A 23,819-nucleotide genomic window follows, 5' to 3' on the forward strand; every position below is an offset into this window, starting at 1 on the left:
GCGCCGCGGGACCATCGGACACGATGTCCGGCGGGTCCGCCCTCTTGCCCCGGCGTTCAGGGGCGCCCGGCCCCGTAGAGGCCCGCATGGGTTTCCCGCAGCAGGTTCTTCTGGACCTTACCCATGGTGTTGCGCGGCAACTCCTCGACGAAGAGGACGCGCTTGGGGCACTTGTAGCGGGCGAGCCGCCCTTCGAGGGTCCGCAGGATCGCGGCCTCGTCCGGCACGTCGGCCCGGCCCACCACCACCGCCGTGACACCCTCGCCGAAATCGGCATGGGGCAGGCCGATCACCGCGGATTCGACCACGCCCGGCAGGGCATCGATCTCGTTCTCGATCTCCTTCGGGTAGACGTTGTAGCCCCCCGTGATGATCAGGTCCTTGCCGCGCCCGACGATGTGGACGTAGCCGTCCGGGTCGATCTTGCCGAGGTCGCCGGTGATGAAGAAGCCGTCGGCCTTGAACTCGGCCGCCGTCTTTTCCGGCATCCGCCAGTAGCCCTGGAAGACGTTCGGGCCCTTCACCTCGATCATGCCGACGGCATCGGCCGCCAAGGCCGCCCCGGTCTCCGGGTCGACCACCCGCACGGCCACGCCCGGCAGGGCCGGGCCGACGGTGCCCGCCACCCGCGCACCCGCATAGGGGTTCGAGGTGTTCATGTTGGTCTCGGTCATGCCGTAGCGTTCGAGGATGGCGTGGCCCGTGCGGGCCTGCCAGTCGCGGTGCGTCTCGGCCAGCAGCGGCGCCGAGCCCGACACGAACAGGCGGATCCCGGCCGTGGCCGCCGGCGTCAGGCCGGCCTCCTTCAGCAGGCGGGTGTAGAAGGTCGGGACGCCCATCATGGCGCTGGCGCGCGGGAGCAGCGCCAGGACCTGGGCGGGATCGAACCGGCCGAGGAACAGCAGCGTGCCGCCGCTGGCCAGCACCGTGTTGGTGGCCACGAACAGGCCGTGGGTGTGGAACACCGGCAGCGCGTGCAGCAGCACGTCCTCCGCCGTGAAGCGCCAGGCCTGCACCAGGGTGCGGGCGTTCGAGGCGAGGTTCTCGTGGCTCAGCATCGCGCCCTTAGAGCGCCCGGTGGTGCCCGAGGTGTAGAGGATGGCCGCGAGGTCGTCCGGGCCGCGCGCCACGTCGGTGAACGCCTCGGTCTCGGCGTCGGCGGCCTCGGCCAGGGTGCCGTGGCCTCGCGCGTCGAGGGTGTGCACCACCGGCACGCCGGCCTCCCGCGCCACGGGCGCGAGGGCCTCGTGCTTGGCCGGATCGCAGACGAACAGCGCCGGCTCGGCATCGCCCAGGAAGTAGGCGATCTCGGTGGGGGTGTAGGCGGTATTCAGGGGCAGGAACACCGCCCCGGCGCGAACCGCACCGAGATACAGGAACAGGAATTCCGGGCTCTTCTCGGCCTGAACCGCCACCCGGTCCCCGGGCTTCACCCCCGCGGCCGCCAGGGCCGCCGCGTAGGCGCCCGAGCGCACGATGAGGTCCGCGTAGGAGTAGCGGGCACCCTCGCCGGTCTCCAGGAACAGCTTGGCGGCGGGATCGGCCGGCAGGCTGTGGCGAACGAGGTCGAAGAGGTGATTGGTCATCGGCGTTTCGGACATGACGGGGCGAACATGGCAGGGACGGATACGCTGTCGATCGTCGATTTCCTACGATCGTCGGTTCGTTCCATCGCGGTGGCGGGAAATGCGACGTCGCTCAAGGGCGGCGTGGTCGGACGGCTCAGGCCTCGGCCAGGGCCACGGCCCGCATCGGCGGCAGGTTGGTCCGGAGTTCGCGGCTCACCGCACTGGAGGCGGCGACGGTGCCGAGATTGGCGTAGGTCTCGTGGTTCTTCTCGATGGCCGAGAGGTCGTAGAGGTAGTTGACCATCAACCCGCGGGATTGGGCGAGGCCCTTGGCCGAGACGTCGCCGAGGAAGTTGAGGCGCTCGAGCCGGGCACCGTTGCCGAGATGGAACCGGGCGACGGGATCGAGGGGCCGTCCCCGCTCGTTCTTGGCGCGCAGGAAGTAGGCGGCGGCCGCCGGAATCATCGCCTTGCGCACGGCCTCGCACTTGGCCTTGTCGGCCTGCCAATCCGGCTCGTCGATGATGCGCAGGGCCTCGACGTCCTCGCGGGTCAGCCCCTGCGGGGCATCGGAGCGGCGCTCGCGGTCGAGCCAGGCCGAGAAGCCCGGAACCGGCGAGAGGGTGACGAAGGTCTTCAGGCTCGGGATCTCCCGGGCGAGATCCTCGACCACCTGCTTGATCAGGAAGTTGCCGAAGGTGACGCCGGCGAGGCCCTTCTGGCAGTTCGAGATCGAGTAGAAGATCGCCGTGGTCGCGGCCTTCAGCGGCAGGGGCTCGCGCTCATGCGCCAGGATCGGCGCGATGGCGGGGGCGATGCTGGCGGTGAGCGCGACCTCGACGAAGATCAGCGGCTCGTCGACCAGGGCGGGATGGAAGAACGCGAAGCAGCGCCGATCCGTCGGCTCGATCCGCCGGCGCAGGTCGTCCCAGCCGGTGATCTCGTGCACCGCCTCGTAGCGGATGATCTTCTCGAGGATGTGGGCCGGGGTCGTCCAGTCGATGTGGCGCAGGACCAGGAAGCCGCGGTTGAACCACGAGGCGAACAGGTGCTCGAAATCGCTGTCGAGGCTGTCGGCGGCATCGATGAGATCGGGATCGGCTTCCTCCTGACGGAGTTCGCGGCGCAGCCCGAACAGGTCCTCACGCATCCGGACCAGGGCGCGGGTCCCGTCCTTGGCGAGGTTCAGGCGGCGGATGAGCTCCTGGCTCCGCGGCTCGGCCGCGTCGTGGAGGGCGCCCAGGGCCGCACGGGTCGGATCGGCCCGGTAGGCCGCGATCGCCTCGTCCACGGCAGCATGGTCGGCGGTGAACTCGGTGGCGACCAGGCGCAGGAAACTGGCGCGCTCGGGCCGCGCCAGGGTGGTGTAGCGCTCGAGGATCAGCCGGGCCAGGGCAACGCCGGAGGCCTCGCCCCGGCGGGAGATCAGGTCCTCGCAGAGCTTGACCAGTTCCTGCGCGTTGGCGCGGGCCGCGAGGTCGCCGCGCCCGATGCCGATGAGATCCCGGCCCCGGTCGCTGATCGTCTGAAGCAGATCGCCGAAGAAAGAGATCGCCGCCATGGCACGCCGCCTGCCCCTTACTGGCGCCCGACCTGGGCGCACCGGTGGCCCCGCGCGTCGTGGGGTCCCGGCTTGGCCGCTACCTTAAGGCGGCTCAGCGCGCAGGACCAGAGACCGTGGCCGTAAAGACGCGCAGGGCGCGGGTCCGGCCCTAGTCTTCGCCGGAAGCGGGGGCGATCTCCGCCTGATCCGCCCGCTCGCGCCAGTCCACCACTCCGTGCTGGCGCGCGAAGCGCAGCTCGGCGGCCCGCAGGGCGCGCATCGGGTCACGGGCGCGGGCAATGTCTACCGAGCCGACCGTGAACGGCACTCCCAGGATCTGCTTGGCAAAGTTGACGCGGTACGTCGCCATTCGAAACTCCCCGGACGATGAGTGCTGCCTCGCCGGAACGCCGACTTGACCTCCGCGAACGCCGCGACTCACCGTTTCCGATTTCAATCAGAGCGCAAGTTGCGCGGAATTCCAAGTGCAGGCTGCACGGCGGCTCCTCGCAACACAGGTCGCCCATAACAACCGGTATATGGGAAGACTGAAATCCTGCGAGAACGCCCCGCGACGACGTGGCCAGACAGCTTGGCCGCGACGGCTTGGCCAGGCGGCTTGGCCGAGACGGCTTGACCCCGGCAGCTTGGCCGAGCGGGCGGCACCAGGGCAAAGCCCTCGTGTGCGGGGGAAACCCCCGTCTGCGGACGAGTCGAGCCCCGATCGGCCGGGGGAGCAGGACGGCGGCGCACGACCGGTCCCCCTCGCCGGACCGTTCCGGGTTGCCGAAGTCGATGCGCGGGCCTAACCGGACAGCGGCTGCCCCGCCCGGGGCCCTGGTCCCATCGCGGCTCCGGCTCCGCCGCTCCCCGAGATTCCACGCATGACCATCGAAGCCTGTTCGTCGCCCTGTCTGCACGCGCGCGGAGTCGCCGGGGGCCGCCCGGCATGAGCGGTGGAGCACAGAGCGAGACGGCCGGACGCCACGGGTTCACGCTGCGGGCCCGGATCGGACTGACCCTGATCGCGGGCGGGGCCGTCGCCAACATCTACTACAACCAGCCCCTGCTCGGGCTCCTCGTCGGGGAGTTCGGCGAGCGTGCCGCCCTCTGGGTCCCGACCGCCTCCCTCGTCGGCTACGGTCTCGGCATCCTCGGCCTGGTCCCGCTGGGGGACAGCCTGTCCCGCCGCAGCCTGATCATCGGCCAGACCCTCGGCCTCGCCGTGGCGCTCCTGGCCGCGGCGCTGAGCCCGAACCTCGCCTGCCTCGCGCTGTCCAGCCTCGTCATCGGCATCCTCGCCTCGGCGGCGCAGCAGGCGGTCCCCTTCGCCGCCGAGCTGGCGCCGGACGCCACCCGCGGCAGCGTGGTGGGCCAGGTCATGACCGGCCTCCTCACCGGCATCCTGCTGGCGCGTACGGCCAGCGGCCTCGTCGGCGCCCAGTACGGCTGGCGGGCGGTGTTCTTCGCCGCCGCGGTCGTGGCGCTGGGGATGGCCGGCATCGCCGCCGCCACGCTGCCGAAGATTCCCCAGACCCGCCCCCTGCGCTACCGCGCCCTGATGCTGTCGATCCTCCACCTGGTGCGCAGCCAGCCGGTGCTGCGCCGGTCGAGCCTGTCGCAGGGACTGCTGTTCGCCAGCTTCAACGCCTTCTGGGCGACCCTGGCCCTGCTGGTGGAGGCGCCGCCCTTCAACCTGACCGCGGCCGGCGCCGGGATGTTCGGCGTCATCGGCGTCGCGGGCGCCTTCGTGGCCCCGCTCTCGGGCCGCTTCACCGACCGGCGCGGCCCGCGCCCAATGGTGGTGGCCGGCGCCCTCTTCGTGGTCGCGGCCTTCGCGGTGCTGTGGGCGGGCGGCGCCGGGTCCCTGATCGCGGTGGGCCTCGGCGTCCTCCTGATCGACATCGGGCTGAACGCCGCCCTCATCGCCACCCAGACCCGGGTCTACGCCCTCGTTCCCACCGCGCGCGGGCGAATCAACACCGTGCTGTTCACGGTGATGTTCGTGTTCGGGGCGCTCGGGGCCTTCGCCGGCTCCCAGGCCTTCCTCATGGCCGGGTGGTCCGGCGTCTGCGCCGTCGGCATCCTCCTGGCGGGCGCGGGCTTCCTCGTGAACCTGCTGGAGCCGAGACGCGCCTGATTCCCCCTTACCGGAGGATCCGGGACAGCCGGCACCAGGCCGCCTTGTCCGGCGGCAGGCCGAAGCGCAGGCGCGCGGGGGCCTCGGCGAAGCGCCGGACATAGATCCCGGCCGCACCGAGGCGGTCGTAGAGGCCGGGCGCGTCGGGAAAGTCGGCGGTGCGGAACAGGCAGGTGCCGCCGATGGGTGTTCCGCCGGCCCGCCGGATCATCCGGTCGAGGCGCGCGGCATCCGCGGCCCGGGCGATCGCAGCTTCCCGCCGCCAGGACGCGTCGGATAGGGCGGTGCGCCCGATGGCGAGGGCGGGGCCGGAGACCGCCCAGGGCCCGAGCGCCTCCGCGAGGGCGGCGGCGCGACCCGGTTCGCCGAGGGCGAAGCCGAGCCGGATGCCGGCGAGACCGTAGGTCTTTCCGAAGGAGCGCAGGACCACGAGGCCCGGGCCGAGGGAGGCCCCCAGGGTCTCGAGCGGCTCCAGGTCGGCGAAGGCCTCATCGACGACGAGCAGGCCGCCACGGCCCGCGAGGTCGCTGGCGAGCGCCCGCAGCGTTGCGGCCTCCCAGGTCCGTCCGTCCGGGTTGTTGGGGTTCACGACGACGACCACGTCCGCGTCCCGGGCCGCCGCGAGTCCCGGCACGGTCGCGACGGCGTGGCCGGCCCGGGTCCAGGCGGCGGCGTGCTCGGCATAGGTCGGTCCCAGCACGGCGACCCGGCCACGGGGCTGCAGGCGCGGCAGGGTCTCGATCAGGATCTGGGTTCCGGGCGCGGCGACGATGCGCTCGAGATCGGCCACTCCGTAAGCCTCGGCGGCGGCCGCGCGCAGGGCAGCGAGGTCGGCGGCCGAGGGCAGGCGCTGGAAGGCGCTGGCGTCGAGGGCCGGACACGGATAGGGCACCGGATTGATCCCCGTGGAGAGATCGAGCCAGGGCTCGGGCGCTTGCGGGAAGAGGCGCCGGGCGGCATCGAGGTCGCCGCCATGGGCGATTCCCTCCCCGGTCCCCGGGCCGCGCGCCATCACCGAGACCGCATGTCCTGGACCGCCCTCACCCATCCGCCCGATACGCTCATCGTCCTGGTGCTCGCCCTCGCCGTCGAGGCGGCGGTCGGCTATCCGGACCGGCTCTACAGGGCGCTCGGCCATCCTGTCACCTGGATCGGCGCGCTGATCGCGGCCCTCGACCACCATTGGAACCGGGGGGCGCCCATCCGTCGCCGTCTCGCGGGTGTGGCCGGGCTCCTCGTGCTGCTGGGAGTCGTCGGCGGCCTCGCCCTGGTCCTCACCGCGCTGGCCGGGGCCGCCGGCCTCCTGCCCGCGCTCGTCGCCCTCGCCCTGCTGGCGGCGAGCCTGCCGGCCCAGCGCAGCCTCCACAGCCACGTCGCCCGCGTGGCGGCCGATCTGCGGCGCGACGGCCTCGCGGGCGGGCGTCTCGCCGTGTCGATGATCGTCGGGCGCGATCCCGAGACCCTGGACGAGGCCGGCATCTGCCGGGCCGCCATCGAGAGCCTCTCCGAGAACTTCTCCGACGGCATCGTGGCGCCGACCTTCTGGATCGGGGTCGGCGGCCTGCCCGGCGGCGCGCTCTACAAGGCGATCAACACGGCCGACAGCATGATCGGCCACCGCACCCCGCGCCACGCGGCCTATGGCTGGGCCGCCGCCCGCCTCGACGATCTCGTGAACCTTCCGGCTTCGCGGCTGACCGCCCTGCTCCTCATCGCGGCCGCGGCCGTCCATGCCGGCGCGTCGCCCGGCCATGCCTGGCGGGCGGTGCGGCGGGATGCGGGCCGCCACCGCTCGCCCAATGCCGGCTGGCCGGAGGCCGCCATGGCCGGCGCCCTCGGCCTTCGCCTCGCAGGCCCCCGCACCTACGGCGCCACCCGCGTCGAGGATGGCTGGATGGGCGACGGGCGCGCCGCGGCGACCCCGGCCGACGTGGAGCGGGCGCTTGCACTCTACCGCACGGCGTGCGGATTCCTGTTCGGGCTCGCCCTCCTCGCCCTCGTCCTCCTCAAGGTTGCCCTCGCATGATCCGGTCGAAGACGACGCGCCTCGGGCGATGCGGGGCCCTGGCGCTGGCCGCCCTCGTCGCTCCGACGCCCGGCCGCACCGGCGAGGCCGTGCCGACGCCCTACACCGTGATCGGCGACTTCGACGGCGAGACGACGGACGACAGGGCCTACGACCTCAGCGGCATGGCCTGCCGCCCGGCGGACGCGGACGGCAGCCGCCTCTGCGTCGTGGTCAACGACGAGAACCGCGGCGCGCAGTTCGCCCGCCTCGGCGGGACCACGCTGACGCCCGGCGCCGTTGCCTACGACCTCGGCACGGCGCCCGCGCGGGACATCCGCGGCACGCGCCCCGCGCAGTCCCGGTGCAGCGGCGGCAACGGAAAGTTCGATCAGCTCGACGGCGAGGCCGTGGCCTATGCCGCGCCCTTCTTCTACGTCACCGGCTCGCACGGCTGCACCCGGGGCAAGCGCAAGTACAAGCTGTCGTCGATGATCCTGACGCGCCTGCGACCGAACGCCGACGGCACCGCCGCCGCGGAGACGGTGAGCACATACCGGCTGTTCGACGCCCTGATGGCCGCTGCGCCCGTCCGCGACTACGTGCTGCGCGACCTGGAATTCGACTGGAACGCCGTGCCGCCGGAGGGCACGCCCCAGCCGAACGGCCTGAACGTCGAGGGGCTCGCCGTCGTGGGCGACCGGCTCTACGCGGGCCTGCGGGCACCGAGCCTCGACGGCAAGGCCTTCCTCGTCTCCGTCCCGGTCGAGGCACTGTTCGCGGACGGAAACGCCGCCCTGTCGGCCGAGGTCACCACGATCGCCCTGGAGGCCGGACCCGATGCCGGCATCCGCGACCTCACGATCCTGCCCGACGGACGGATGCTGGTGCTCACCGGCTCGTCCCGCAACGGCCTGCCCGTGCCCTCTCGACTGTCCCTCGCCGCGTTGCCCTCCGGCACCCTCACCGCCGTCGCCACCCTGGCGCCGGTCCGGGGCGAGAACGAGAAGGGCAAGGTCATCGACGGCAAGGCCGAGGCCGTGGTCCCGCTCGGGCCGGGCCAGGTGCTCGTCCTGTTCGACAGCCTCCGGAACGGGGCGCCGCACGCCTACGCGGTGCCGATCCCCGAGATCGACGCGCCGACGCCCCCCTGAGGCCCGGGGCCGGCATCCGCCGCGACCCGGCGGGCGGCGTCACGGCGGAGCGCCGAGAGGACGACGAACATCAGGCTCGCACCGAGCCCGAGGCAGGCCGCCAGGAAGTACATCGGCGCGAGGTTGCTGCCGGTCTGGTCGCGGATGAACGGCACGGCGTTCTGCGCGATGAGGCCGCCGAGGTTGCCCACCGAATTGATGGCGGCGATGCCGGCGGCGGCGCTCGCGCCCTTGAGGAAGGTCGCCGGCAGGGACCAGAACACGGGCTGCGCCGAGAACACGCCGGCCGCGGCCACGCAGAGGCAGGCGAACTTCACCACCGATCCGGGGAGTAGGACGCTGAGCACCAGGGCCAGGGCCGCCACGAGGCCCGGCACCACCACGTGCCAGACCTGGTCGCCCGTGCGCGCCGCCCGCCGCGGCACCCACCACAGGGCCAGCGCCGTGATCAGCCACGGGATGATGTTGATGAAACCGTTGACGGTGTTCGAGACGTCGAAGCTGCGTACCACCGTCGGAAGCCAGTAGCTCAGGCCGTAGGCGGCCAGCGGGAAAGCGATGTAGACGGAGGCGAGCATCCAGACCCGACGGTCGAGGAGGGCCGCGAACGGATTGCCGTGCTCGACCTTCCCGCCGGATTCGCGCTCGGCCGCGAGGGTGCGGCTCAGCCAGTCGCGTCCGTCCCGGCTGAGCCAGGGCGCCTGTTCCGGCCCGTCGGGCAGGATGCGCAGGACGATGACGGCCAGGGCCAGGGCGGGGATTCCGGTGGCCACGAACACCCATTGCCAGCCCTTGAGGCCGAGGGTGCCGTCGAGGTCGAGGAGCGCGCCGCCGATGGCCGCGCCGACGGCGTTGGCCAGCGCGCTCGCGATCATGAACCAGCCGATCATCCGCGCCCGGTGCGATTGCGGAAACCACAGGGTCAGGGCGAACAGGACGCCGGGGAAGAAGCCCGCCTCCGCGACGCCCAGGAGGAAGCGGAGAACGTAGAACATCGTCGTGTTCTGGGTGAAGCCGAGCAGCAGGGTAATCAGTCCCCAGGTGAGCATGATCCGGGCGAACCAGCGCCGGGCGCCGACCCGCTCCAGGATGACGTTGCTGGGCACCTCGAACAGGAAGTAGCCGAGGAAGAACAGCGATGCCCCGAGCCCGTAGACGCTCTCGCTGAGGCCGAGATCGCCCACCATCTGCAGCTTGGCGTAGGAGATGTTCTGCCGGTCGATATAGGCGATCAGGTACATCAGCCCGAGGAGCGGCATCAGCCGCAGCGTCACGGTGCGGATCGTCGCCTCGGCGACCCGGGCGTCGACTTGGGGCGGGGACGGGGTCATCGGGAGCTTCCTCGCCGCGCCCGCTTCGACTCGGGCGTTCCGGCTCGGAGCCTAATCCGTCCGGCCGCTACGACGCCAGGGCGAGGAGCGCGTCGCAGGCGACATGCGCCTCGCAATGATCGGCGAGCCGGTCGAGCACCGCCTCGATGCCGGCCTCGTAGGCCAGCCCGCCCGGGGCCGCGCCGAGGCGGGCGAGCCAGGCGCCGCGCTGGCGGTCGTCGGCGAACAGGCCGTGCACGTAGGTGCCGGTCACGCGGCCGTCGGCCGAGACTGCGCCGTCGAAGCGCCCGTCCGCCAGTTGGATCGCCGGGCGCGCGGTGTCGGGCCCGGTGGTGTCGCCCACATGCATCTCGTAGCCCGAGAACGGTACGCCGTCCGGCTGGCTGGTGCCGGTGACGGCGGCCAGGTGCTTCTCCGGCGTCATCACGGTCGCGATGTCGAGGAGCCCGAGGCCCGGCACCGAGCGGGGCGCGCCCTCGATGCCGTGCGGGTCGTCGATGCGCCGGCCGAGCATCTGGTAGCCGCCGCAGAGCCCGAGCACCCGCCCGCCGCGCCGGACATGGGCGTGCAGGTCGATGTCCCAGCCCTCCGCGCGAAAGGCTTCGAGGTCGTCGATGGTGGTCTTCGAGCCGGGCAGCAGCACGAGGTCGGCCACCGGGATCGGCTCGCCCGGGCGCACCAGCACCACCGCCACGTCGGGCTCGGCCCGGAGCGGGTCGAGGTCGTCGAAGTTGGCGATGCGCGGCAGCACCGGCACGGCCACGACCTTGCGCCCGGTCGATCCGGCGCCCGAGCCCGCGAGCCCGAGGGCATCCTCCGCCGGCAGGCGAGCCGCGTCGGGAAAGTGCGGGATCAGCCCGAAGCTCGGCCAGCCGGTCGCCTGCGCGATGGTGGCCATGCCGTCGGCGAACAGGCTGGGATCGCCGCGGAAGCGGTTGACGAGAAAGCCCCGGATCATCGCGGCATCGGCCGGATCGATCACCGCCTTGGTGCCGACGAGGCTGGCGATGACGCCGCCCCGGTCGATGTCGCCGAGCAGGATCACCGGCGTGCCGGTGGCGCGGGCAAAACCCATATTGGCGATGTCGCCGGCCCGCAGGTTGACCTCGGAGGCCGAGCCCGCCCCCTCGACCACCACGAGGTCGGCCTCGGCCTTCAGATACGCGAAGCTTTCCAGCACCGAGGCGAGGAGGCGCGGTTTCCAGGCCTGGTAGTCCCGCGCCTTGGCGGTGCCGACCATGCGGCCCTGGACCACGACCTGGCTGCCGGTCTCGCTCTGGGGCTTCAGCAGCACCGGGTTCATGTGCACCGAGAGCGCCACGCCGGCCGCCCGCGCCTGCAAGGCCTGGGCCCGCCCGATCTCGCCGCCATCGGCCGTGACGGCGGCGTTGTTCGACATGTTCTGCGGCTTGAACGGCCGCACGGCGAGCCCGCGCCGGGCGAAGACCCGGCACAGCCCGGCGACGATCAGCGACTTGCCGACATCCGAGCCGGTGCCCTGGATCATGAGGGCGCGGGTCATGGCTGTGGCCGCCCCGACGGGGACGTCGCGCAGGCCGGATCGACGGGGCGCCCGGCGCGATGAAAGGCCAGGATGGCGGCCCCGTAGGTCTCGACCACCTCCGCGAACGGTACGCGCTCCGCCGTGAACAGCACGGCCCGATGCCGGAACAGATGGTCCGGGATCGCGAGGTCGCCGCAGGTCGCCGCCGGGGGCGGCGCCTGGTCCCACCCGTGCGGCAGGGGCTGCCACAGGAGCTCGGCACCGATGGTCTGCCGCGTCGTGCCGAGGGCCTGGACCACCCGGCCGAACGGTGTGTCGGTGGTCTCGAGAAGGCGGTTCATCTCCGGGGTCAGGCGCTCGGGCACGTACCAGTTGTCCGCCTCGGACAGGACGTGGTCGCCGCAGGCGAGCTTCACCTGACGGTAGCGCAGGAGCGTGTCGGGCCCGGCATTCAGGCGCCGGCGCGTCTCCTCCGAGGCCGGCTTGTCCGCGCCGCGCTGCAGGTTCGCGGCGAGCCGGGGGGTCGCGGCCATGCCGTGCTCGGCGCACCAGCCTTCGAGGGTCGCGGTGGCGGAGCGGCTGGCGAGCAGCCGGGCGTTCAGCCCCTCCACCACGGCCAGGGCCTCGACGCGGCCCAGATAGGTGGCGGGCCACGGCCCGGCCGGGTCGGCCCGGACTCCGTGCGCTCCCAGCACGGTGGACAGCGCGACCGCCACGATGGCCGCCCGCATCAGAACTCGATCCCCGCCTGCGCCTTCACCCCGGCGGCGAAGTGGTGCTTCACGCTGCCCATCTCGGTGACGAGGTCGGCGGCCTCGATCAGGGCCGGCTTGGCGTTGCGGCCGGTGACGATGACGTGGAGGTCCGGTCGGCGCCCCCGGAAGGCCGCCACCACGGCGTCGAGATCGAGGTAGTCGTAGCGCAGCGCGATGTTGAGCTCGTCCAGCACAACGAGGCGGATCGTCGGATCGGCCATGAGCTCGAGGGCCTTGGCCCAGGCGTGCTCGGCGGCGGCGATGTCGCGGGCCTTGTCCTGGGTCTCCCAGGTGAAGCCTTCGCCGAGCGTGTGCCAATCGATCTGATCGCCGAAAGCCTTGAGGGCGTGCTTCTCGCCGGTGTCCCAGGCGCCCTTGATGAACTGCACCACGCCGACGCGCCAGCCATGGCCGAGGGCCCGCAGCATCAGCCCGAGGGCCGCCGTGGTCTTGCCCTTTCCGGGACCGGTATTGACGATGAGGAGCCCCTTCTCGATCGTCTTCTCCGCCACCTCGGCGTCCTGGACGGCCTTGCGCTTCTCCATCTTCTCGCGGTGCCGCGCGGCCTCGGTCTCGGCGTCCGTCATGGGGTGGCTCCGGGTTGGGGTTTCACGATCATCGGCAGGCCCGCCACCGTGAGGACGACGCGGTCCGCCTGGGCCGCGAGGCGCTGGTGCAGGCGCCCGGCGGCATCGCGGAAGCGGCGCGCGAGGGCGTTGTCCGGCACGATCCCGAGGCCGACCTCGTTGCCGACCAGGACCACCGGGCCGGGGGCCGCCGCACAGGCCGCGAGCAGCGCGGCGGTGGCAGCCTCGAGGTCGGCCTCGGCCAGGATGAGGTTGGTGAGCCAGAGGGTGAGGCAATCGACCAGCACCGGCCCGGTCGCGGCGGCGACCGCCTCGGCCAGGGCGATCGGCACGTCCTGCGTGATCCAGCCCTCCGGGCGGCGGGCGCGGTGGAGCGCGATGCGCTCCCGCATCTCGTCGTCCCAGGCCTGGGCGGTGGCGAGGTAGAGCCAGGGTCGAGGCTGGGCCTCGATCAGCGCCTCGGCATGGGCGCTCTTGCCCGAGCGCGCGCCGCCGAGCACGAGGATCATTCGGGGTGGAGGATGCGGCATGGGGCATGCTGTGCCCGATATCGAGGTCCGAGGTCAAAGGCGGGAAACCCGCCCGGGCCGCGTTGTCAGCGGATCGGCAACCGCGTAGAAGCGAGGATCGGACGGTGCCCCGGCGACGGGGTGAAAAGGGAATGCGGTGAGGGGGCGACCCTGAAACCGCGGCTGCCCCCGCAACTGTGAGCGGAGACGGGACTGCCATCAGCCACTGGAGCGATCCGGGAAGGCGGCAGGACCAGCGACCCGCGAGCCAGGAGACCTGCCGTCGAAAGTGGACCTGCCGTCCACGCCCCATCCTTGACGGCCGCCGGCGGGGTGGCCAGGAGATGTACCCGATGTCGACCAACACCCTCGTCCTGACCGGCAGCCGCACCAACGAGCGCCTCGGCGCCGTGTTCGTGGCCGCCTTCCTCGGCCTCGGCCTCGTGTTCATGGCCGGCTTCGCCCCGGCGATGGCGCTGCACAACGCGGCGCACGACTTCCGGCACAGCCAGAACTTCCCCTGCCACTGAGCGCCTCCGCTTAAGGCAGAACCGCCCATGATCATCCGGCTCGTGTCGGCGGCCCTGGTCGCCGGCTTCCTCGCGGCTGTCGTCGCGACGGGCCTGCAGCTCGCGCTCACCTCGCCGCTCATCATCGCGGCCGAGCGCTACGAGACGCAGGCCTCCGCCGCGCCCGGCCGGCCGACCCCCGCTTCCCTGATCGTCCGCGTCCACGGCGGTCACGATCACGGCACCAAGGCCCCCTCGGTGGCGGGCGGCGAAGTCGCGCCCGACTGGCAGCCGGGCCCCGGCCTGCCGCGCATGGCCTTCACGGCGCTGGCCACCCTGGTGGGCGGCGTCGGCTACGCGCTCCTGCTCGGTGCCGTGCTCCTCGCCTGCCACCGCGAGCCCAGCCCCGAGGCCGGCCTGCGCTTCGCCATCGGGGGCTTCCTCGCCGTGGCGCTGGCCCCGGCCCTCGGCCTGGCCCCGGAACTCCCCGGCATGGAGGCCGCGCCGCTGGCCGACCGCCAGTTCTGGTGGGTGATGACCGCCGCGGCCACCGCCATGGGCCTCTACCTCATCGCGATCCGGCGGGCGCCGATCACCATCGCGGGCGGCCTCGTGCTCCTCGTGGCGCCCCATCTTGCCGGGGCGCCGGAGGCGAGCCACGCCGCCTCGAACCTGCCGGCCTCCTACGCCGCCCAGTTCGCCGCGCGCTCGCTCGGCATCGCCTTCGTGTTCTGGGCGGTGATCGGGTTGGCCTATGGCTGGGCCTGGGGCCTCTTCGGCCGAACCCGGCCGACCCATGCCTGAGGCCGCGCCCGTCACCCTCTACGTCTGCGCCACCTGCCGGGCGGCCGGCGATACGGCGGAGCCCCGCGCCGGCGCCCGCCTGCTGGCGGCGCTCCAGGAGGCCGTGAGCACCGGGGCCCACCCCGGCATCACGGTCGAGAGCGTCGAATGCCTCTCGGTCTGCAAGCGCCCCTGCACCGTGGCGGTCGCCTCGCAAGGCCGCTGGACCTACGTCTACGGCGACCTCGACCCGGTTGCCTCCGCCGGCACCATCCTGGACGGCGTCGCGCTCTACGCCGAGACAGCGGACGGCATCGTGCCCTGGAAGGCGCGGCCCCAGGAATTCCGCAAGGGCGTCGTCGCCCGCATCCCGCCGTTCCCCGCTCCTCTGCCGCCGCTCGCGGCGCCCCGCATCACGGACGCCGCCGAATGACCCTCGTCGCCAAGATCCCCTGCACCATCGTCACGGGCTTCCTCGGGGCCGGCAAGACCACCCTGGTGCGCCACCTCGTGGAGAACGCCGGCGGCCAGCGCCTCGCCATCATCGTCAACGAGTTCGGCGACATCGGCTTCGACGGCTCGTTCCTGGCCGCCTGCGGCATCGAGGGCTGCGGCGACGAGGACATCGTCGAGCTCGCCAACGGCTGCATCTGCTGCACCGTGGCCGACGACTTCGTGCCGGCCCTGAACAAGCTCCTCGACCGGGCCGATCCGCCCGAGCACATCCTGATCGAGACCTCGGGCCTCGCCCTGCCGAAGCCCCTGGTCCAGGCCTTCCAGTGGCCGGCGATCCGCTCGCGGGTGACGGTGGACGGCGTGGTCGCGGTCATCGACGGCCCCGCCGTGGCCGCGGGCTTCTTCGCCGACGACCCGGCGGCGCTGGCCGCCCAGCGCGCCGACGACGCCAGCGTCGACCACGACAATCCGCTGGAAGAAGTGTTCGAGGACCAGCTCCTCTGCGCCGACCTCGTGGTGATGAACAAGGCCGACCTCCTCGACGAGGCCGGGCGCGCCAAGGTGCGCGCCGAGGTCACCGAACACCTGCCCCGCGCGGTGAAGATGGTGGAGGCCGAGCACGGCCGCCTCGACCCGCGCGTGATCCTGGGAATCCAGGCGGCGGCCGAGGACGACCTCGACGCGCGTCCCTCCCACCACGGCGACGGCGAGGACCACGACCACGACGACTTCGATTCGGTGGCGCTGCCCGTGGCGGCCACGGCCTCCGCCGAGGACCTGGCGCTTCGCGTCGCCCGCGCCGCCGAGACCGAGGGCGTGCTGCGCATCAAGGGCTTCGCCGAGGTCACCGGCAAGCCGATGCGCCTCGTGGTCCAGGGCGTCGGCGCCCGCATCGCCCACCATTACGACCGCCCCTGGAAGTCCAGCGAGCCCCGCGACGGCCGCCTCGTGGTGATCGGCCTCAAGGGCTTCGACCAGGGCGCCGTCGCCGCCGCCCTGGCGGGATAAGCGCCCGCCATGCACCTGATCCGCATCGATACGGTCTCCCTCGACGAGGGCGAAGCCGCGATCGATCTCGGTCAGGCGCCGGGCGACATCGTCTTCCTCTCCTTCACGGATTCCGACCTGTTCGGCATGGCCGGCGCCTACGCGGCGGTGTTTCCGGCAGCCTCGGACGCGGCCCCGACCCTGCGACTCGCCAAGCTCGCCAAGCTCCGCCACCCGATGTCGGTCGACCTCTACGTCGAGTCGGTGATCGCCCGGGCGCGGATCGTGGTGATCCGCTGCCTCGGCGGGCTCGATTACTGGCGCTACGGGATCGAGCGCGCCAGCGCGGCCGCCCGCGCCGCCGGGGTCGCCCTCGTGGTGCTGCCGGGCGACGACCGGCCCGACCCACGCCTCGACGCCTATTCCACGAAGCCGGAGCTCGCCTCCGACTTCGACGCCTACTTCCGCGCCGGGGGCGCGGCAAACCTGCGCCGCCTGATCGGACGCCTGGCTGCCGCGATCGGCTATGCCGGGCCGGTCGAACCGCCGCTGCCCCTGCCCCGCGGATTCGTCTGCTGCCCGGGCTGCGGCCCCGTCGCGGACGACCAGGCGCTCGCCGCCGGACGGCCGTTCCGGACCGCCCCGGCGGAGGCGCCCCTGGCGCTGCTGGTGGTCTACCGGTCCAGCGTGCTCTCCGGTGATACCGCGCCGATCGCCGCGTTGGGCGCCGCGCTCCAGGCGCGCGGCCTCGCGGTGCTGGCCGTGGCGGTGTCGAGCCTGAAGGACCCCGCCGCGACCGCGCCCTTGCGGGCCGTTATCGCCGCGCACCGGCCCGCCATCGTCATCGCCGCCACCGCCTTCTCGGCCCGGGAGGATGCAGGTTTCGTCCTCGATACCGCCGATTGCCCGGTCCTCCAGGCCTTCAGCATCGGTGCGGCGCGGGACGCCTGGACCGCCTCCACCCGCGGCATGGGTGCAGCCGACCTCGCCATGCAGGTCGCCCTGCCGGAATTCGACGGCCGGCTCTCGGGCTTTCCGATCTCGTTCAAGGAGGAGGGTCCGGAAACCGAGGGCTTCGCCGAGCGACGCGCCGTGCCGCACGCGGAGGGCATCGCGGCCCTGGCCGAGCGGGCCGCCGCCTGGATCCGCCTCGCCCGGCTGCCCCGGGCCGAGCGCCGCCTGGCCCTGGTGCTCTCGGATTACCCCGCCCGCGGCGGCCGCGCGGGATTCGCCGTCGGGCTCGATACGCCCGAAAGCGCGCGCGCGATCGTCGCGGACCTGCGGCAGGCCGGCTACGGCGTCGGCGCGCTGCCCGAGCCCGAGGCGCTGATGCGGGCGCTGACGCGCGGTCCCCGGGACTTCGCGGTCGCCCTCGACGCCTACCGGGCGTGGCTCGGCACGCTGCCGGAGACAGCCCGCGCGGCCCTCGACGCCGAGTGGGGTCCGCCCGAGGCCGACCCGGCCTGCCGGAACGGCGCCTTCCGCTTCGCGAGCGTGGCCCCGCAGGGCAGCCGCCTCGCGGTCTTCCTGCAGCCGGATCGCGGGCGGTCGAAGGACCGGAAGGCCGCCTATCACGACCCCGACGCGGTGCCGACCCACGCCTATCTGGCCTTCCATCTCGGCCTGCGCAGCCGGTTCGACGCGCTCATCCACCTCGGCACCCACGGCACCACCGAGTGGCTGCCGGGCAAGGCCGTCGCCCTGTCGCCGGATTGCTGGCCGGCCCGCGCCGTCGGGGCGCTCCCGGTGGTCTATCCCTTCATCGTCGACGATCCGGGCGAGGCCGCGCCCCTGAAGCGCCGCCTCGGGGGCGTCGCCCTCGGGCACCTGACGCCGCAGACCGGCGTGACGGGGCTCGACCCCGACGCGGCACGCCTGCGCGAACTCGTGGAGGAGTACTCCGCCGCCAGCGTCCTCGACCCGCGCCGCGCCGCGATCCTGGCGCGCACCATCCTGGACGAGGCGCTGTCGGCCGGGCTGCTCGCCGGCGCCGGGATCGACGCCGGGACGCCGATGCCGGACGCGCTCGCGGCCCTCGACGCGCATCTCTGCGACCTCGGGGAGGTGACCGCGCGCGACGGGCTGCACGTCTTCGGCCGCGCCGCCCCCGAGGCGCCCGCCGCCGTAGCGGCCTGTGCCGAGGGCGAGCGTCTCGGCCTGCTGCGCGCCCTCGACGGGCGCTTCGTGTCGCCCGGTCCCGCCGGCTCGCCGTCGCGCGGCCGCACCGACGTGATGCCGACGGGGCGCAACCTCGCCACCCTCGATCCGCGCAGCCTGCCGACCCGGGCCGCCACCACCCTCGGGGCCAAGGCCGCCGACGCCGTGGTCCTGCGCTACCTGCAGGACGAGGGCGAGTACCCGGCCCGGATCGTCATGGACCTCTGGGCCTCGCCGACCCTGCGCACCGGCGGCGAGGACATCGCCCATGCCTTGGCGCTGATGGGCGTGCGCCCGGTCTGGGACCATGCCTCGACCCGGGTCACCGGCTTCGAGGTGCTGCCGCTGGCCCTCCTCGACCGGCCGCGCATCGACGTGACGGTGCGGGTCTCGGGTGCCTTTCGCGACACCTTCCCGGAGACCCTGTCGCTCCTCGCCCGGGCCGCCGAGGCGGTGGCCGCCCGCGAGGAGGAGGACGACGAGAATCCCCTCGCCGCCGCACGCCGCCGGGGCGAGGCGCCGGCCCGCGTCTACGGCGCCGCGCCGGGGCGCTACGGTGCCGGGGCGGGCGGGCTCGCCCTCGACGGCGCCTGGGACAGCCGCGACGACCTCGGCCGGGCCTATCTCGACGCCACCTCCCATGCCTATGGCGGCGCGGCCGAGGCGGCGGATGCGGGCTTCGCCGCCCGGGTGGCCGGCGCCGATGCCTACGTGCACGCCTTCGACGTCGCCGAGCGCGATCTCCTCGACGGCGACGCCGCCGTGGAGGCGATGGGCGGCTTCTCGGCCGCCGCCGCCCTGACGGGGGCCCGCCCCGCCCTCTACAGCCTCGACGTCGCCACGCCCGAGACCCCGAAGGCCCGCACCGCCCGCGAGGATGCCGCCCGCCTGATCCGGGGCCGCCTCGCCCATCCGCGCTGGATCGCGGCGCAGCTCCGGCACGGCTATCGCGGCGCCCAGGAGCTGGCCCAGGGAATCGACGCGGTGTTCGTCCTCGCCGCCACGACGGATGCGGTCTCCGACGCCGACCTCGATCGGCTCTACGGCGCGATGATCGCCGATCTCGAGACCTTCGAAACCCTGCGGGCAGCCAATCCCGAGGCGGCCCGCGCCATCCTCGAACGGTTCGACGAAGCCCGCCGGCGCGGCCTCTGGACCACCCGGCGCAACGCCATGGCGGCGGACGAGATGGCTGCCGACGAGAGGGCTGCGGACGCGTTGCTGCGCGAGGCGGCGGAATGAACGCGCCCCGCCGCGTCGCCCCCGAGGCGCCGAGCCGGCGCGGCTGGTGCCCGAGCCTCGCCCGGCCGATGCCCACCGGCGACGGCCTGCTCGCCCGCGTCCACCCGCCCCTCGGGCGCCTCACCCCGGCCCAGGCCCGGGCGCTGGCGTCGGGCGCGCGCGGCTTCGGCAACGGCCATGTCGACGTCACCGCCCGGGCCAACCTGCAGATCCGCGGCGTCACCGAGGCGACCCGCTGCGGTCTGGCCGAAGCCCTGGCGGCCGTGGGACTCGGGGATGTCCGCCACGACGGAGGCCCGCAGCGCCTGACCCTGACCACGCCGCTGGCCGGGCTCGAACCCGCGGGGCCGGTCGATGTCCCGGCCCTGGCGCGCCGGATCGAGGCGCTCGGGCTGGCAATCCCCGGCCTGCCGCCGAAGGCGCTGGTCGCCGTCGAGGCAGCCGCCCAGGGCATCACCCTCGGCACCGCGGAAGCGGACCTTCACGGCGTCGTAACCCGGGGCGGCCTGGCCCTGCATCTCGCGGGCGATGCGGCCTGGTGGCGCCTGCCCGACGATGACTCGGAGACCGTCCTGGCGGCGGCCCTGCACCTGCTGGCAGCGAGCGGACAACGCCGCATGCGCGATGTCCCCGACGTGGCGCGCGCGGAGATCCCGGCTCGCTTCGCCCTGTCGCGCATCCCGGCCCCGGCGGCGGCGTCCGTCCTGAGCCCGGGCGTGTTCGCCCTGCCGACTCCCATCGGACCCGAACGCGGGTTCCCTCTCCCAGAGGGAGAGAGACAGGGTGAGGTATGTGGGTTGTCCGGAGCGATCGCACACCGCACCCCACCCCTCTCCTTCCAGGAGCGGGAGGCCCCGCGATCCTCACCGCCGAGGGCGGATGGCCCCGTCGCCCTCCTGGTCGACGCCCCCTTCGGGCGCTGCACGGCCGACGCCCTCGACAGTCTCGCTGAGACGGCGGACGCCGTCGGTGCAGCCGACCTGCGCCTCTCGCCGACCCGCGGCTTCCTCCTCGTCTGCCCCGATGCCGCAGCCGCCGAAATCGCGCGCGACACCCTGGCCGGGGCCGGATTCCTGACGCGGGCCGACGATCCGCGCGGCGCGGTGGCGGCCTGCCCCGGGGCGCCGGCCTGCGCGTCCGGCTCGACGCCGACCTTGCTCGACGCCGCTCGGTTGGCCGAAGCCTTCCGGCCCTTCGCGGCGCAGGGCCTGCGCGCCCATGTCTCGGGTTGCCTCAAGGGCTGTGCCCATCCGGGTGCGGCCGACCTCACCCTCGTCGGGCGGGAGGGGCAGTACGACGTGGTGCTGTCCGGGCGGCCCGATGCGTTGCCGGCGATGCGCCTCCCTTTCGAGGCCGCGCTGGAGCGCGTAAGGAGGGCGGATTCGGCCCATTCCCTCGCCCAGATCTTCCCAGAACACCCGCCAGGACCACGACCGTCATGAGTTCCCGCCTCGACTACCTGCGTGACGGTGGGGCGATCTATGCCCGCTCCTTCGCGATGATCCGGGCCGAGGCCGACCTCGCGCGCTTCCAGGGCACCGCCGAGCGGGTCGTGGTGCGGATGATCCACGCTTGCGGCATGACCGACCTGCCGCGCGACGTGGAGGCCTCGCCCGACTTCGCACAAGCCGGCGAGGCGGCCCTGAAGGCCGGCGCGCCGATCCTGTGCGACGTCCGCATGGTCGCCGACGGCGTCACGCGGGCTCGGCTGCCCGCCGACAACCGGGTGATCTGCACCCTGAGCGATCCGCGCGTGCCGGACCTCGCTGCTGCCATGAACACCACCCGGTCGGCTGCCGCGATGGAGCTCTGGCGCGAGCACCTGCCCGGCAGCGTCGTGGCGGTGGGCAACGCCCCGACCTCGCTGTTCCGCCTCCTCGAACTCCTCGACGAGGGCGTGCCGCCCCCCGCCGCCGTCATCGGCATTCCGGTCGGCTTCGTCGGCGCCGCCGAGTCGAAGGAAGCGCTCGCCCGCGACGGCCGCGTGCCCTTCATCGTGGTTCATGGTCGGCGCGGCGGCAGCGCCATGACGGCTGCGGCCATCAACGCGCTCGCGCAAGAGATCGAGTGAGTGATCGAGTGATGGATTCGGGCGAGCGCCTTCCCCCCGATGCGGCGGAGCGGACCGAGACTCCGCGGGCGGTGACCACCGGCACCCTGTACGGCGTCGGCATGGGCCCGGGCGAGCCGGACTACCTCACCGTCCGCGCCATGCGGGTGCTGGAGCGGGCTCCGGTGCTGGTGCATTTCTGCAAGAAGGGCCGACGGGGCAACGCCCGCACCATCGCGGATGCGGTTCTGGCGGCCGAGCCGGGGCGCGAATGCCCCCTGGTCTACCCCTACACCACCGAGCTCCACCCCGAGCACCCGGACTACGTCGCGGCGCTCGCCGCCTTCTACGACGACGCGGCCGGGCGCCTCGCCGACCATCTGGGCGCGGGCCGGGACGTCGCCATCCTGTCGGAGGGCGATCCGTTCTTCTACGGCTCGTTCATGCACCTGTGGCGGCGCCTGAAGGACCGCTTCCCCGTGGAGGTCGTGCCCGGCGTCACCGGGATGTCCGGCTGCTGGACCCGGGCCGGCACCCCCATCACCTGGGGCGACGACGTGCTGACCGTGCTGCCCGCCACCCTGTCGCATGCCGCCCTGGTGGAGCGCCTGCGTGCCACCGACGCCGCCGTGCTGATGAAGCTCGGCCGCCACCTGCCGAAGGTGCGGGCGGCGCTGGCCGAGGCCGGCGTGCTGGAGCGCGCGGTCTATGTGGAGCGCGGCACCATGGCGGGCGAGCGGGTGATCGCCCTCAAGGACAAGCCCGACGACGACGCGCCCTACTTCTCGATGGTGCTGCTGCCCGGCGAGGGACGCCGGCCGTGAGCGGCCCCACCCCGGATTCCGGGTCCGTCGCGATCATCGGTCTCGGCCCCGGCGATCCGCGCCTGCTGACGGCGGCCGCCCAGGAAGCCCTGGCCCAGGCGCAGGACCTCATCGGCTACATTCCCTACGTCGCCCGCGTCCCCGAGCGGCCGGGGCTCGTCCGCCACGCCAGCGACAACCGGGTCGAGGTCGACCGCGCGCGCCACGCCCTCGAACTCGCCGCCTCCGGCCGGCGCGTCGCGGTGGTCTCCGGCGGCGATCCCGGCGTGTTCGCCATGGCGGCGGCGGTGTTCGAGGCGGTGGAGGCCGGCGATCCGGCCTGGGCCCGGCTCCCCATCACGGTGGAGCCCGGCATCACCGCGATGCTGGCGGCCGCGGCCCGCCTCGGCGCACCGCTGGGCGGCGATTTCTGCGCGATGTCCCTCTCGGACAACCTCAAGCCCTGGGAGGTCATCACCGCCCGGCTGGAGGCGGTGCTGCGGGCGGATTTCGTGATCTCCCTCTACAATCCGATCTCCTCCGCCCGGCCCTGGCAGCTCGGCAAGGCTCTCGACCTGGCCGCCGAGATCCGGCGCGGCGACACGCCGGTGATCTTCGCCCGCGCCGTCTCGCGGCCGGACGAGGCGATCCGCGTCCTCACCCTCGACGAGGCGCGCACGACGACGGCCGACATGGCCACGATGGTGATCATCGGCGCCTCGGCCACCCGCCTGATTCCGCGCGGCGACGCGACACCCTTCGTCTACACGCCGCGCAGCGTCCCGGCGGCGTGATGCGCGGGTCGGCGCAGGCCTTGGATCGTCGCCGCTCGATCCCTTCGGATTCGGACGCGCGCGGGTCCTCTTTCCTCGCAGGAGAGGGACAGGGTGAGGTCTGGGACGTGTCCGGATGGGGCACGCCCCTGACCCCGGCCCTCTCCCACGCGGGGAAGGGGGGCCGTTCCGGCCCCATCAACCCCCGCGATCCGCCGGATCGACGATCAGAGGGCGGCGATCCCCGCGAGGGCGGCCGCGACGTCCGGCACGCTCGGCACGTCCGGCTTCTCCGGACGGGCGACCATCACGACCGGCAGGCCCAGGGCCCGCGCGGCGGCGATCTTGCCGTAGGTGGCGCCGCCTCCGGAATTCTTGCTGACCAGGATCTCGATCGCCCCCTCGGCCAGGAACGCCGCCTCGGCCGCCGCGTCGAAGGGGCCCCGGGCCTGGATCGCGGTGAGGCGCGGCACCGCCAGGGCGATGTCCTCGATGGCCCGCACGACGTAGTCGTGCTGCGGCGCGCCGGCGAAGGCCGCGACCTCCTGCCGGCCGATGGTGAGGAAGACCCGGCGCGGCGCGCGGCCGAGGGCCCGGACGGCGGCTTCCATGTCGGGCACCTCCGTCCAGCGGTCGCCGGGCACCGGCGTCCAGGCCGGACGGCGGATCGCCAGCAGCCGCGTCCCCGTCCGGGCGCAGGCCTCGGCGGCGTTGGCGCTCATCCGGGCCGCGAAGGGATGCGTCGCGTCGATCACGAGATCGGTGCGGTCCTGGCCCAGCCACGCGGCGAGGCCCTCGGCGCCGCCGAAGCCGCCGATCCGCGTCGGCACGGGCTCCGCCTTCGGCTGGCGGGTGCGGCCGGCGAGCGACAGGGTGACGGCGTCGCGCCGGCCCATGGCCAGGAGCCCGCGCACCAGGGCGCTCGCCTCGCCGGTGCCGCCCAGGATCAGTATCCGCATGCTC

At 73.5% G+C, this 23,819-nt stretch carries 22 protein-coding genes and 1 riboswitch; of the genes, 12 read left to right on the forward strand and 10 right to left on the reverse strand.

Going from position 1 to position 23,819, the window contains the following annotated elements; all coding sequences use genetic code 11:
- Positions 1–56: 56 nt before the first annotated feature.
- The 3 genes from AC0IY1_RS00865 to AC0IY1_RS00875 all read right to left on the reverse strand — a co-directional run bounded on the left by AC0IY1_RS00865 (position 57) and on the right by AC0IY1_RS00875 (position 3,481).
- Positions 57–1,586, reverse strand: coding sequence for a malonate--CoA ligase (locus tag AC0IY1_RS00865; RefSeq protein ID WP_244477176.1), 1,530 nt, complete (start codon positions 1,584–1,586; stop codon positions 57–59).
- Positions 1,587–1,722: 136 nt separating this feature from the next.
- Positions 1,723–3,129: a malonyl-CoA decarboxylase gene (locus tag AC0IY1_RS00870; RefSeq protein WP_055947515.1), complete on the reverse strand. Its 1,407-nt coding sequence runs from the start codon at positions 3,127–3,129 to the stop codon at positions 1,723–1,725.
- A gap of 151 nt (positions 3,130–3,280) precedes the next feature.
- Positions 3,281–3,481, reverse strand: coding sequence for a hypothetical protein (locus AC0IY1_RS00875; RefSeq protein ID WP_055947514.1), 201 nt, complete (start codon positions 3,479–3,481; stop codon positions 3,281–3,283).
- A 579-nt stretch (positions 3,482–4,060) separates the two neighbouring features.
- Here AC0IY1_RS00875 and AC0IY1_RS00880 point away from each other — a divergent pair.
- Positions 4,061–5,251 (forward strand): MFS transporter, encoded by a 1,191-nt coding sequence (locus tag AC0IY1_RS00880; RefSeq protein ID WP_055947511.1) that lies wholly within the window; start codon positions 4,061–4,063, stop codon positions 5,249–5,251.
- Positions 5,252–5,258: 7 nt separating this feature from the next.
- Here AC0IY1_RS00880 and cobD read toward each other — a convergent pair whose 3' ends face one another.
- Positions 5,259–6,263: a threonine-phosphate decarboxylase CobD gene (gene cobD, locus AC0IY1_RS00885; RefSeq protein WP_471767068.1), complete on the reverse strand. Its 1,005-nt coding sequence runs from the start codon at positions 6,261–6,263 to the stop codon at positions 5,259–5,261.
- Between the two features lie 12 nt (positions 6,264–6,275).
- Between cobD and cbiB the strand changes: the two genes are divergently transcribed.
- Together cbiB and AC0IY1_RS00895 are read left to right on the forward strand one after the other, a co-directional pair.
- On the forward strand, positions 6,276–7,277 hold the full coding sequence (cbiB, locus tag AC0IY1_RS00890; RefSeq protein ID WP_471767069.1) for an adenosylcobinamide-phosphate synthase CbiB: 1,002 nt from the start codon (positions 6,276–6,278) through the stop codon (positions 7,275–7,277).
- Positions 7,274–8,410, forward strand: coding sequence for a DUF3616 domain-containing protein (locus AC0IY1_RS00895; protein ID WP_471767071.1), 1,137 nt, complete (start codon positions 7,274–7,276; stop codon positions 8,408–8,410). Before cbiB ends, AC0IY1_RS00895 begins: the two co-directional genes overlap by 4 nt.
- On the opposite strand, the gene AC0IY1_RS00900 is transcribed toward AC0IY1_RS00895, so the two are convergent.
- The 5 genes from AC0IY1_RS00900 to cobU form a co-directional block, all read right to left on the reverse strand.
- Positions 8,365–9,741, reverse strand: a complete 1,377-nt coding sequence (locus AC0IY1_RS00900) for an MFS transporter (protein WP_103708364.1) — start codon at positions 9,739–9,741, stop codon at positions 8,365–8,367. The genes AC0IY1_RS00895 and AC0IY1_RS00900 overlap by 46 nt on opposite strands.
- Positions 9,742–9,808: 67 nt before the next feature.
- On the reverse strand, positions 9,809–11,263 hold the full coding sequence (locus AC0IY1_RS00905) for a cobyric acid synthase (protein WP_471767073.1): 1,455 nt from the start codon (positions 11,261–11,263) through the stop codon (positions 9,809–9,811).
- Positions 11,260–11,976 (reverse strand): hypothetical protein, encoded by a 717-nt coding sequence (locus AC0IY1_RS00910; protein ID WP_471767075.1) that lies wholly within the window; start codon positions 11,974–11,976, stop codon positions 11,260–11,262. Before AC0IY1_RS00910 ends, AC0IY1_RS00905 begins: the two co-directional genes overlap by 4 nt.
- Positions 11,976–12,587, reverse strand: coding sequence for a cob(I)yrinic acid a,c-diamide adenosyltransferase (gene cobO / locus AC0IY1_RS00915; protein WP_471767076.1), 612 nt, complete (start codon positions 12,585–12,587; stop codon positions 11,976–11,978). The genes AC0IY1_RS00910 and cobO overlap by 1 nt, the downstream gene beginning before the upstream one ends.
- Complete coding sequence (cobU, locus tag AC0IY1_RS00920) at positions 12,584–13,096, reverse strand: bifunctional adenosylcobinamide kinase/adenosylcobinamide-phosphate guanylyltransferase (RefSeq protein WP_055947497.1); 513 nt, start codon at positions 13,094–13,096, stop codon at positions 12,584–12,586. The genes cobO and cobU overlap by 4 nt, the downstream gene beginning before the upstream one ends.
- A gap of 106 nt (positions 13,097–13,202) precedes the next feature.
- Positions 13,203–13,395, forward strand: a riboswitch (cobalamin riboswitch).
- 54 nt (positions 13,396–13,449) lie between these two features.
- Between cobU and AC0IY1_RS00925 the strand changes: the two genes are divergently transcribed.
- The 9 genes from AC0IY1_RS00925 to cobJ are packed head-to-tail and all read left to right on the forward strand — an operon-like array spanning position 13,450 to position 22,877.
- Positions 13,450–13,626, forward strand: coding sequence for a CbtB domain-containing protein (locus AC0IY1_RS00925; protein WP_471767078.1), 177 nt, complete (start codon positions 13,450–13,452; stop codon positions 13,624–13,626).
- A 27-nt stretch (positions 13,627–13,653) separates the two neighbouring features.
- A complete protein-coding gene (locus AC0IY1_RS00930) occupies positions 13,654–14,409 on the forward strand; it encodes a CbtA family protein (RefSeq protein ID WP_471767080.1) in 756 nt (251 codons plus the stop codon).
- Positions 14,402–14,821, forward strand: a complete 420-nt coding sequence (locus AC0IY1_RS00935; protein WP_055947486.1) for a DUF1636 family protein — start codon at positions 14,402–14,404, stop codon at positions 14,819–14,821. The genes AC0IY1_RS00930 and AC0IY1_RS00935 overlap by 8 nt, the downstream gene beginning before the upstream one ends.
- Positions 14,818–15,852 (forward strand): cobalamin biosynthesis protein CobW, encoded by a 1,035-nt coding sequence (gene cobW, locus AC0IY1_RS00940; RefSeq protein WP_471767081.1) that lies wholly within the window; start codon positions 14,818–14,820, stop codon positions 15,850–15,852. The genes AC0IY1_RS00935 and cobW overlap by 4 nt, the downstream gene beginning before the upstream one ends.
- 9 nt (positions 15,853–15,861) lie before the next feature.
- Positions 15,862–19,230, forward strand: coding sequence for a cobaltochelatase subunit CobN (gene cobN / locus AC0IY1_RS00945; protein WP_471767083.1), 3,369 nt, complete (start codon positions 15,862–15,864; stop codon positions 19,228–19,230).
- A complete protein-coding gene (locus tag AC0IY1_RS00950) occupies positions 19,227–20,672 on the forward strand; it encodes a hypothetical protein (RefSeq protein WP_471767085.1) in 1,446 nt (481 codons plus the stop codon). The genes cobN and AC0IY1_RS00950 overlap by 4 nt, the downstream gene beginning before the upstream one ends.
- The gene (locus tag AC0IY1_RS00955; RefSeq protein ID WP_055947476.1) at positions 20,669–21,301 is read left to right on the forward strand and encodes a precorrin-8X methylmutase; all 633 of its coding nucleotides are present in this window, start codon (positions 20,669–20,671) and stop codon (positions 21,299–21,301) included. The genes AC0IY1_RS00950 and AC0IY1_RS00955 overlap by 4 nt, the downstream gene beginning before the upstream one ends.
- 11 nt (positions 21,302–21,312) lie before the next feature.
- Positions 21,313–22,104 carry a precorrin-2 C(20)-methyltransferase gene (locus tag AC0IY1_RS00960; RefSeq protein ID WP_055947473.1) on the forward strand — a complete coding sequence of 264 codons (792 nt, stop codon included), beginning with the start codon at positions 21,313–21,315 and terminating at the stop codon, positions 22,102–22,104.
- Positions 22,101–22,877 carry a precorrin-3B C(17)-methyltransferase gene (cobJ, locus tag AC0IY1_RS00965; RefSeq protein WP_471767087.1) on the forward strand — a complete coding sequence of 259 codons (777 nt, stop codon included), beginning with the start codon at positions 22,101–22,103 and terminating at the stop codon, positions 22,875–22,877. Before AC0IY1_RS00960 ends, cobJ begins: the two co-directional genes overlap by 4 nt.
- A 206-nt stretch (positions 22,878–23,083) precedes the next feature.
- Here the strand turns inward: cobJ and AC0IY1_RS00970 are convergent, their stop codons facing one another.
- Complete coding sequence (locus AC0IY1_RS00970) at positions 23,084–23,815, reverse strand: cobalt-precorrin-6A reductase (RefSeq protein WP_156375516.1); 732 nt, start codon at positions 23,813–23,815, stop codon at positions 23,084–23,086.
- Between the last annotated feature and the right edge of the window lie 4 nt (positions 23,816–23,819).

Source organism: Methylobacterium sp. AC690 (assembly GCF_979256535.1).

What these genes read in the sequence shown, in the direction of transcription:
- cbiB (WP_471767069.1), top strand. Translation starts at nt 6,276, where the DNA reads ATGTCCTGGACCGCCCTCACCCATCCGCCCGATACGCTCATCGTCCTG.
- AC0IY1_RS00880 (WP_055947511.1), top strand. Translation starts at nt 4,061, where the DNA reads ATGAGCGGTGGAGCACAGAGCGAGACGGCCGGACGCCACGGGTTCACG.
- AC0IY1_RS00960 (WP_055947473.1), top strand. Translation starts at nt 21,313, where the DNA reads ATGGATTCGGGCGAGCGCCTTCCCCCCGATGCGGCGGAGCGGACCGAG.
- AC0IY1_RS00870 (WP_055947515.1), bottom strand. Translation starts at nt 3,129, where the DNA reads ATGGCGGCGATCTCTTTCTTCGGCGATCTGCTTCAGACGATCAGCGAC.
- AC0IY1_RS00895 (WP_471767071.1), top strand. Translation starts at nt 7,274, where the DNA reads ATGATCCGGTCGAAGACGACGCGCCTCGGGCGATGCGGGGCCCTGGCG.
- AC0IY1_RS00930 (WP_471767080.1), top strand. Translation starts at nt 13,654, where the DNA reads ATGATCATCCGGCTCGTGTCGGCGGCCCTGGTCGCCGGCTTCCTCGCG.
- cobN (WP_471767083.1), top strand. Translation starts at nt 15,862, where the DNA reads ATGCACCTGATCCGCATCGATACGGTCTCCCTCGACGAGGGCGAAGCC.
- cobO (WP_471767076.1), bottom strand. Translation starts at nt 12,587, where the DNA reads ATGACGGACGCCGAGACCGAGGCCGCGCGGCACCGCGAGAAGATGGAG.
- cobU (WP_055947497.1), bottom strand. Translation starts at nt 13,096, where the DNA reads ATGATCCTCGTGCTCGGCGGCGCGCGCTCGGGCAAGAGCGCCCATGCC.
- AC0IY1_RS00955 (WP_055947476.1), top strand. Translation starts at nt 20,669, where the DNA reads ATGAGTTCCCGCCTCGACTACCTGCGTGACGGTGGGGCGATCTATGCC.
- AC0IY1_RS00905 (WP_471767073.1), bottom strand. Translation starts at nt 11,263, where the DNA reads ATGACCCGCGCCCTCATGATCCAGGGCACCGGCTCGGATGTCGGCAAG.
- AC0IY1_RS00925 (WP_471767078.1), top strand. Translation starts at nt 13,450, where the DNA reads ATGTCGACCAACACCCTCGTCCTGACCGGCAGCCGCACCAACGAGCGC.
- AC0IY1_RS00865 (WP_244477176.1), bottom strand. Translation starts at nt 1,586, where the DNA reads ATGACCAATCACCTCTTCGACCTCGTTCGCCACAGCCTGCCGGCCGAT.
- AC0IY1_RS00950 (WP_471767085.1), top strand. Translation starts at nt 19,227, where the DNA reads ATGAACGCGCCCCGCCGCGTCGCCCCCGAGGCGCCGAGCCGGCGCGGC.
- AC0IY1_RS00910 (WP_471767075.1), bottom strand. Translation starts at nt 11,976, where the DNA reads ATGCGGGCGGCCATCGTGGCGGTCGCGCTGTCCACCGTGCTGGGAGCG.
- AC0IY1_RS00900 (WP_103708364.1), bottom strand. Translation starts at nt 9,741, where the DNA reads ATGACCCCGTCCCCGCCCCAAGTCGACGCCCGGGTCGCCGAGGCGACG.
- cobD (WP_471767068.1), bottom strand. Translation starts at nt 6,263, where the DNA reads ATGGCGCGCGGCCCGGGGACCGGGGAGGGAATCGCCCATGGCGGCGAC.
- AC0IY1_RS00970 (WP_156375516.1), bottom strand. Translation starts at nt 23,815, where the DNA reads ATGCGGATACTGATCCTGGGCGGCACCGGCGAGGCGAGCGCCCTGGTG.
- cobW (WP_471767081.1), top strand. Translation starts at nt 14,818, where the DNA reads ATGACCCTCGTCGCCAAGATCCCCTGCACCATCGTCACGGGCTTCCTC.
- AC0IY1_RS00875 (WP_055947514.1), bottom strand. Translation starts at nt 3,481, where the DNA reads ATGGCGACGTACCGCGTCAACTTTGCCAAGCAGATCCTGGGAGTGCCG.
- AC0IY1_RS00935 (WP_055947486.1), top strand. Translation starts at nt 14,402, where the DNA reads ATGCCTGAGGCCGCGCCCGTCACCCTCTACGTCTGCGCCACCTGCCGG.